Genomic DNA, 1,978 nt, shown 5'->3' with positions numbered 1-1,978 from the left:
CCCGGGTGCGCCGCCCCCACCACGCGCCCCGGTCACGAGATCTTCCTCGTCGTCGCCGCCGGCCCGGCCGAACTCACCGCCCGGCCCGCCCGGTTCAGCTGCGGCTCCGCCCGCTACGAGCCGGCCGGCAGCCCCGTCCACTACGGCTTCGCGGGCGCCGGCGTGGCCGCGACCCTGGCCGACGGCCCGCACGACGACCCGGCCCGGACCGTCCCCCTCGACGAGCTGATCGCCCACATCGACGACTGCCTGGCCGAGCGCGAGCCGGCCGACCCGTACGGCTGCCACGGCAACGCCTACGACGTGGTGCTGGACTCCCACGGCCGGATCATGCGGATCGGCGAGGTCGACGGCCCCTGACGTCCGCTGACGTCCGCTGACGTGCGCTGACGTGCGCTGACGTCCGCCCGGCGGCTGCCCGGCGCGCGCATACGGTGTAAGAACGGCTCTCAACTGTTGGCATTCGGCTGTGCTACGCGCATCGACCGGCCGTCCGCTGGGGGCTTTTGACGTTCGCTACGTCCGTGGGGGCCTTCCTTGGGGCGGGTCTTACCTTCTCCGTCGTTGACCCGGTTTCGGCGGCGGTGCTTTGCTTCCGGCCGTCGGCGGTAACCGGCTCCCGACCCCCCGCACCACCGACGGTTCCTGGCGAACCGTCGGCACCTCCGCGCTGCCGCCGCCCCATTTGTCCCCCACAGTGCCGCCGCGCCGTACCCGGGCGCGCCCGGCACCAGAGAGGAACCCTCACGATGGGCATCTCCCCCACCTCCCGCCGGATGCGGCTGCGGGCCCTGACCGGGCTCAGCGCCCTGGCGCTGGCCGCCGCCGGCTTCGCCGCCGCCCCGGCGGCCCAGGCCGCCCAGGACAACCGGCCGGCCGGCGAGTTCGCCGGACAGCCCCACCCCTACCGGCACGGCGCGCACCCGACCAAGGAGGCCGGGAACGCGGCCAAGCCGGCGAGCAACAACCTGAGCTACGGCGGCGGTGTCGACGGCATCGGCGTCACCACCGGCGCGCCGAAGGTCTACCTGGTCTTCTGGGGCACCCAGTGGGGCACCCAGGGCACCAACTCCAGCGGCTACACCACCCTGACCGGCGACCCGAAGGGCGAGGCCGTCCGGGCGCAGCAGCTGTTCAAGGGCCTCGGCACCAACAGCGAGACCTGGTCCGGCGTCATGACGCAGTACTGCGAGGGCGTCGCCGCGGGCGCGACCAGCTGCCCGTCCGGCTCCGCGCACGTCGGCTACCCGACCGGCGGCGCGCTGGCCGGCGTCTGGGTCGACGAGTCCGCCGCCGCCCCCGGCCAGGCCACCGGCCACCAGCTGGCCGCCGAGGCGGTCAAGGCCGCCGGCCACTTCGGCAACACCACCGCCGCCTCCAACCGCAACGTGCAGTACGTGGTGCTGTCGCCGACCGGCACCCACCCGGACGGCTTCAACACCCCGAACGGAGGCTTCTGCGCCTGGCACGACTGGAACGGCGACACCACCCTGACCGGTGGCGCCGCCTCCTCCCCCTACGGTGACGTGGCGTTCACCAACGACCCGTACGTGACCGACATGGGCAGCTCCTGCGGCCAGAACTACGTCAACAGCGGCAGCGCGGGCACCCTGGACGGCGTGACCATCGTGTACGGCCACGAGTACTCGGAGACCATCACCGACCAGAACCCGGCGGGCGGCTGGACCGACTCGACCGGGTACGAGAACGCCGACAAGTGCTCCTGGAACGGCGTCGGCGGGACGGGCGGCGCGCAGAACGTGACCTTCGCGACGGGTTCCTTCGCCATGCAGGGCACCTGGTCGAACGGGGTCAACGGCTGCCAGGTCTCGCACGCGATCGTCCACTGACGACCGGGCGGGGGCAGGCCCTCGCCCGGCGCCGGAGCGGGCCGTGCGGGCCCGCTCCGGCGCACTTCCGCGTGCCGGGGCCACGGGGTCGCAGGGTCGCGGGGCTACGGGGTCACGGGGCTACGGGG

Annotated in this window: 2 protein-coding genes; both read left to right on the top strand. The window is 74.0% G+C overall.

The features are described 5' to 3' along the window. On the top strand, positions 1-360 hold a 360-nt coding region (locus tag ACIQOV_RS39325), incomplete at its 5' end, for a hypothetical protein (RefSeq protein ID WP_401055684.1). Between the two features lie 389 nt (positions 361-749). Further along, positions 750-1,850, top strand: coding sequence for a hypothetical protein (locus ACIQOV_RS39320; RefSeq protein ID WP_401055682.1), 1,101 nt, complete (start codon positions 750-752; stop codon positions 1,848-1,850). The last annotated feature ends 128 nt before the right edge of the window (positions 1,851-1,978 follow it).

It is taken from the genome of Kitasatospora sp. NPDC091257, assembly GCF_044757675.1.
GTDB classification, from domain to species: Bacteria; Actinomycetota; Actinomycetes; order Streptomycetales; family Streptomycetaceae; genus Kitasatospora; species Kitasatospora lactacystinica.
The sequence above is the reverse complement of the archived record's forward strand: the minus strand, read 5'-3'. Positions and strand labels throughout refer to the sequence as shown.